The following is a 6,507-nucleotide window of genomic DNA, read 5'->3' as shown; positions in this document are numbered from 1 at the left end:
AAGAATTAAACTTCGTAATGAATTACGTGTTCACTCTTGAGACTTGGTATTCATTTTTCGTCTTGCGACGTTAAGAATCCGTATCTTCGAGTGCCCACACAGATTGTCTGATAAATTGTTAAAGAGCAGTGCCGCTTCGCTTTTTCTCAGCGGCGCGGGGTGTGCATAATACACTTTCCCGCTACAGAGTCAAGCATTTTTTTGCTTTTCTCTGTTGAGATTCTCAGGAGAACCCCGCTGACCCGGCGGCGTGTTTGCCGTTGTTCCGTGTCAGTGGTGGCGCATTATAGGGAGTTATTCCGGCCTGACAAGAGGAAATTTAAAATAATTTTCTGACCGCGCATTTTTTCAGCAAAAGCCCCGTTAATGTGCCATAAAACAAGCAATTTGCCGTTTTTGCAACCGTAATCACACTTCCTGGTGGCATACTAAGGAGGAATAAAAAGAAAAAGGAAGATTAGTAATGCCTTTAAGCGCACAACAGTTAGCTGCACAGAAAAACCTTTCGTATGTTCTGGCTGAGAAGCTGGCGCAACGCATCTTAAAAGGTGAATATGAACCCGGCACCATTTTGCCTGGTGAGATTGAGCTGGGCGAGCAATTTGGAGTGAGTCGTACAGCGGTACGCGAAGCGGTCAAAACGTTAACGGCAAAAGGGATGGTTTTACCGCGACCGCGAATTGGTACCCGGGTCATGCCACAATCAAACTGGAATTTTCTTGATCAGGAATTGCTTACCTGGTGGATGACAGAAGAGAACTTTCATCAGGTCATCGATCACTTTCTGGTTATGCGTATCTGTCTGGAGCCGCAAGCTTGCCTACTGGCTGCAACGGTTGGCACCGCGGAACAGAAGGCGCATCTCAATACGTTAATGGCCGAAATGGTGGCATTAAAAGAGAACTTTCGCCGTGAACGCTGGATTGAGGTCGATATGGCCTGGCATGAGCATATCTATGAAATGAGCGCCAATCCGTTTTTGACCTCATTCGCCTCGCTATTCCATTCGGTTTATCACACTTACTTCACGTCAATAACCAGCGACACAGTGATAAAGCTGGATCTGCACCAGGCGATTGTCGATGCGATTATCCAAAGCGATGGCGACGCGGCATTTAAAGCTTGTCAGGCGCTGCTACGCTCACCAGATAAGTGATAACCCGATAACAGGACATTGAATGAGCGATAAAAAGAAGCGCAGTATGGCGGGTTTGCCGTGGATCGCGGCGATGGCCTTCTTCATGCAGGCACTTGATGCCACTATTCTGAATACCGCCTTACCCGCAATCGCTCATAGCCTTAATCGTTCTCCTCTCGCGATGCAATCAGCCATCATCAGTTATACGCTGACGGTGGCGATGCTTATTCCGGTAAGCGGATGGCTAGCCGATCGCTTCGGTACGCGTCGCATATTTACCCTTGCCGTGAGTCTGTTCACGTTGGGTTCTCTGGCCTGCGCACTTTCTAACTCGCTACCACAGCTGGTTGTCTTCCGGGTTATTCAGGGGATAGGCGGCGCAATGATGATGCCTGTTGCTCGGCTGGCCTTACTGCGCGCTTATCCTCGTAATGAGCTTCTTCCTGTATTGAATTTTGTCGCCATGCCGGGTCTGGTGGGGCCAATTTTAGGCCCCGTTCTTGGCGGCGTGCTGGTCACCTGGGCAACCTGGCACTGGATATTTTTAATCAATATCCCCATAGGTATTGCGGGCCTTCTTTACGCGCGCAAACATATGCCCAATTTCACCACCGCACGACGCAGATTCGATATCACTGGCTTTTTGCTGTTTGGCCTTAGCCTTGTTCTCTTCTCAAGCGGAATAGAGCTATTCGGGGAAAAGATTGTCGCCAGTTGGATTGCCTTGACGGTAATTGTCACCAGCATCGGGTTACTGCTTCTCTATATTCTCCATGCACGACGCACGCAAAACCCATTAATTTCATTAGATTTATTTAAAACCCGCACTTTCTCGATCGGTATCGTAGGCAATATTGCAACCCGTCTGGGGACCGGTTGTGTACCGTTCCTTATACCATTGATGTTACAGGTAGGATTTGGTTATCAGGCGTTTATTGCTGGCTGTATGATGGCACCGACAGCGTTAGGTTCCATTATTGCAAAATCGATGGTTACCCAAGTCTTACGTCGTCTGGGCTATCGCCATACGTTAGTGGGGATCACGGTGATTATTGGGCTAATGATCGCTCAGTTCTCTTTGCAATCACCAGCAATGGCGATATGGATGCTGATCTTGCCGTTGTTTATATTAGGGATGGCTATGTCGACGCAATTTACCGCGATGAATACCATCACACTTGCCGATCTGACCGATGACAACGCCAGCAGCGGTAACAGTGTTCTGGCGGTCACGCAGCAACTGTCTATCAGTTTAGGCGTTGCTGTAAGTGCGGCCGTCCTTCGCGTTTATGAAGGGATGGAAGGCACAACGACTGTCGAACAATTCCACTATACGTTTATCACAATGGGCATTATTACTATTGCTTCAGCAGCAATGTTCATGCTTCTGAAAACAACCGATGGTAATAATTTGATCAAAAGACAGCGTAAATCTAAGCCGAACCGCGTTCCATCAGAATCGGAGTAAGTTGTAATCGTTGTTGCTGAAGGGTCGGTTGGGTTATCCGATGGATGAGTACATCAATCGCCAGCTCCCCCAGTTCATCTTTCGGTTGATGGATAGTGGTTAATGGTGGCGTCATAAAGCTTGCCAGTTCGATATCGTCATAGCCAATCACCGCGATATCCTGCGGAACCTGTAACTCTGCCTGATATAACGCCTGGTAAACGCCAACAGCCATAGCGTCATTTCCGGTAAAGACGGCCTGAGGACGCAGCGGATGTGATAACAGTTGGCGCATGGCGTCAAACCCGCCGTTAAATTCAAAATCACCAGTGACTTCATAGCCATCAGGAATGTTGAGACCCGCACGTTTCATCGCCGCCCGATAACCTTCCAACCGCAGGCGCGCCGGAGTTTTATCCAGCGGACCGGTAATACAGGCGATACGGGTATGACCTTTATCGATCAGATATTGCGTTGCTAAGTCTCCACCCAGCAACGAGTTATCCTGAATAAGATCGCTGTCGCCATCGAACGGAGCCCAGTCCATCATCACAGTAGGCACTGTCGGATAACGTTGCATGATTTCACGCGAAGGCTGATGCGTTTCGGTGCACAGTAACAGCAAGCCATCAACGCGTTTTTGCATCAGCGTTTCCAGATTGCGATTCATCCGTTGTTCATCGCCTTCGGTATTGCAAAGGACGAGACTATAACCGCGTTCGAAGCAGCTGCGTTCAACGCCACGCACCAGTTCTGAATAGAAAGGATTGGTACTGGCAGTGATCAACATGCCGATGGTATGTGTTTGATTGAGTTTGAGGCTACGCGCCAGAGCTGATGGCGCGTAATTGAGTTCTTTAATCGCCGCTTCAACTTTGGCGGTAATCGCTTCACTGACGAAGCGATCTTTATTGATAACGTGAGAAACTGTTGAGGTAGAAACGCCCGCCTGGCGGGCAACATCTTTCATTGTAGCCAAGCGTCACCTCTGCCTGTCTAAAAATGCGTCGATCTCTTCACGCCACGGTACGGAAGGTTGTGCGCCTTTACGTGTTACGGCAATCGCAGCGGCGGCATGGGCAAAACGAATCGCCTCTGGCAATGTTTTTTCTTCCAGCAACGCCGTGATTAACGCGCCGTTAAAAGTATCTCCGGCAGCAATGGTATCGACAGCCTGCACCCGGAATCCAGGAACGCGCTGACCTTCACCATTCACGCTAGCCCATACACCACGACTTCCTAAAGTAATCAGTACAGTACGGATACCTTTTTCATGCAGTACCTGCGCCGCTTTCGCTGCATCTTCATCATTTTCAACACGAATACCGGTGAGCTTTTCTGCTTCCGTTTCGTTTGGCGTAATAATGTCCACCAGTGCCAGCAGTTCGTCAGGAAGTTCGCGAGCCGGAGCCGGGTTAAGCGCAACGATAGTCTTATTTTGATGGGCGATTTTCGCCGCTGCCATCACACTTTCGAGTGGTGATTCCAGCTGCATTAATAATGCTGACGCGTTGGCAATACGCTCACGTTGCGCTTCCACCAGCGCAGGGGAAAGGGCAGCATTAGCGCCGGCATGAATACCAATGACATTCTCACCTTCGCCATTAACAAAAATCAGCGCCACACCTGTTGATTCGCCTTTGATCACGCTGACCGGAGAAATATCGATGTTATCAGTGGCGAGCTGCTGGCGAACGCTCTCACCAATACTGTCATCGCCCGTACAGGCAATAAACGCGATATTCGCACCGCTACGCCCAGCAGCCACCGCCTGATTCGCGCCTTTGCCGCCAAATGCAACCTGATAGTGGTTACCGGTTACGGTTTCGCCTGGGGTAGGAAAAGATTGAAGATTAAGAATGTGGTCAGCATTAATGCTGCCAAGAACAACGAGGCTGCCTGCGTTTTGCATATTCGGGATGTCCATAAAATGCGCCACCGTGTTAGGGTGGCGCGTGCCCTGCTTTTCTTTATATTACACGTTCATCTGTCGATGCCGTATTTATGTCACCATCAGGTCATACAACCTGATTAAAACTACTGCTTAACAACCAGTTTCAGATCAACCGGATACTTAGCCTGAACTTTCTCGCCTTTCAGTACTTTATCTGCGGTTTCGACGCCTTTCGCGCCAATCTGATCGGGTAGCTGAGCGATAGTCGCTGCTAGTTTGCCATCATTCACCGCTTTTTCGCCATCCGGTGTACCGTCAAATCCGACGACCATCACATCCGATTTACCGGCAGTTTGCAGTGCGCGCAGCGCGCCCAGCGCCATTTCATCATTCTGCGCGAATACAGCCTGAACATCCGGATGTGCGGTCAACAGGTTCTGCATTACGTTCAAACCTTTAGTGCGATCAAAATCTGCTGGCTGGCTGGCAAGAACATTAAACTTGTGAGCAGCAACAGCCTGCTGGAAGCCTTCGCCACGTTCACGGGCTGCAGATGTACCGGCAATGCCTTGCAGCTCGATAACTTTGGCACCTTCACCCGCTTTCTTCGCGATGTAATCACCGGCGATTTTGCCGCCCAGTACGTTATCAGAAGCAATGTGGCTCACCACTTCACCTTTCGTTGCCTGGCGGTCAAGAGTGATAACCGGGATGTTCGCCTGGTTAGCCATCTTCACAGCATTACCCACTGCGTCGGAGTCGGTCGGGTTAATCAGCAGAATTTTGGTGCCGCGAACGGTTAAGTCCTGCACGTTCGCCAGCTCTTTCGCCGGGTTGTTCTGGGAGTCCAGCACCACCAGGTTATAGCCAAGTTTATCCGCCTCTTTCTGCGCGCCATCTTTCAGCGATACAAAGAACGGGTTGTTAAGCGTGGAGACCACCAGCGCGATGGTATCTTTTGCCATCGCATTCGCACTGACGGTGGCGCTTAGCGCAACAGCGGAAACCAGGGTAGCCAGTTTTTTCATGTTCATATTCAAGATGTCCTGTAGTCGTTATTACTGCTTTTTGTTGTCTACCAGCACCGCCAGCAAAATCACCACCGCTTTGACGATCATCTGGTAATAGGAGGAAACACCTAACAAATTCAATCCATTATTAAGGAAGCCAAGAATTAATGCGCCGATCAACGTCCCAACAATGCGACCTTTTCCGCCCGCCAGACTCGTACCGCCCAGAACCACCGCAGCAATAGCATCCAGCTCATAGCCAGTCCCCGCCGTGGGTTGTGCGGAGGAGAGACGCGCCACTTCAATGATCCCGGCCAGCGATGCCAGCAGACCACAAAGAGAATAGACGATGATTTTGATTTTATTGACGTTGATACCAGAAAGACGCGTTGCCGCTTCGTTGCCGCCCAGCGCGTAGATGTAACGCCCCAGACGCGTGTGATGCAGCATGTACCAGGCCGCGAGGAAGACAATTCCCATGATCCAGACTGGCGTCGGTACGCCCAGCGGACGACCAATACCAAACCAGCCAAACAGATCGGCGTTCTCAGTAAAGCCAGTATTCACTGGGCTACCGTTGGTATAAACCATGGTCACGCCGCGCAGTAAAAGCATCATAACCAGCGTAGCGATAAAGGCCTGGACGCGACCTTTCGCTACAATCACCCCGGTTACCGCACCAATTGCGGCACCTAACGCGAGAGCGGCAGCGACAGCCACCAGCGCATTGACTTCAATGCCAACGATAGATGCAGCAACTGCGCCGGTCAGCGCCAATAGAGAACCTACCGACAAGTCGATGCCCGACGTCAGGATCACCAGCGTCATCCCGACTGCCATAATGGCGTTCACCGAGGTTTGCTGGAGAATATTGAATAAGTTATTGATGGTGAAAAAGTTCGGGCTTAACGTCGAGACAATCGCGATCAGCACCAGCAGAGCGATAAGCGATTTCTGCTCCATCAGCCACGCTTTCGTGAAATAACGGCGACCAGAGACAGTCTGGGTTGTCATTTTT

Annotated in this window: 6 protein-coding genes; 2 read left to right on the top strand and 4 right to left on the bottom strand. The window is 50.3% G+C overall.

What is annotated here, in order from left to right; genetic code table 11:
- Positions 1–463: 463 nt before the first annotated feature.
- Both ACJHYW_RS13920 and mdtD read left to right on the top strand, forming a co-directional pair.
- Positions 464–1,156 (top strand): FadR/GntR family transcriptional regulator, encoded by a 693-nt coding sequence (locus ACJHYW_RS13920; RefSeq protein WP_001131177.1) that lies wholly within the window; start codon positions 464–466, stop codon positions 1,154–1,156.
- Between the two features lie 22 nt (positions 1,157–1,178).
- Positions 1,179–2,606: a multidrug transporter subunit MdtD gene (mdtD, locus tag ACJHYW_RS13915; RefSeq protein ID WP_061092921.1), complete on the top strand. Its 1,428-nt coding sequence runs from the start codon at positions 1,179–1,181 to the stop codon at positions 2,604–2,606.
- On the opposite strand, the gene rbsR is transcribed toward mdtD, so the two are convergent.
- The 4 genes from rbsR to rbsC form a co-directional block, all read right to left on the bottom strand.
- Positions 2,572–3,564, bottom strand: coding sequence for a ribose operon transcriptional repressor RbsR (gene rbsR, locus ACJHYW_RS13910; protein WP_000224500.1), 993 nt, complete (start codon positions 3,562–3,564; stop codon positions 2,572–2,574). The genes mdtD and rbsR overlap by 35 nt on opposite strands.
- 3 nt (positions 3,565–3,567) lie before the next feature.
- Positions 3,568–4,497: a ribokinase gene (rbsK, locus tag ACJHYW_RS13905; RefSeq protein WP_001361791.1), complete on the bottom strand. Its 930-nt coding sequence runs from the start codon at positions 4,495–4,497 to the stop codon at positions 3,568–3,570.
- Positions 4,498–4,622: 125 nt separating this feature from the next.
- On the bottom strand, positions 4,623–5,513 hold the full coding sequence (gene rbsB, locus ACJHYW_RS13900) for a ribose ABC transporter substrate-binding protein RbsB (RefSeq protein ID WP_001056273.1): 891 nt from the start codon (positions 5,511–5,513) through the stop codon (positions 4,623–4,625).
- 24 nt (positions 5,514–5,537) lie between these two features.
- The gene (rbsC, locus tag ACJHYW_RS13895) at positions 5,538–6,503 is read right to left on the bottom strand and encodes a ribose ABC transporter permease (RefSeq protein ID WP_000211858.1); all 966 of its coding nucleotides are present in this window, start codon (positions 6,501–6,503) and stop codon (positions 5,538–5,540) included.
- Positions 6,504–6,507 lie beyond the last annotated feature (4 nt).

This window comes from Escherichia sp. WS3063 (assembly GCF_046486595.1).
Lineage (GTDB): Bacteria > Pseudomonadota > Gammaproteobacteria > Enterobacterales > Enterobacteriaceae > Escherichia > Escherichia coli.
This window is presented reverse-complemented; position numbering and strand designations above follow the sequence as displayed.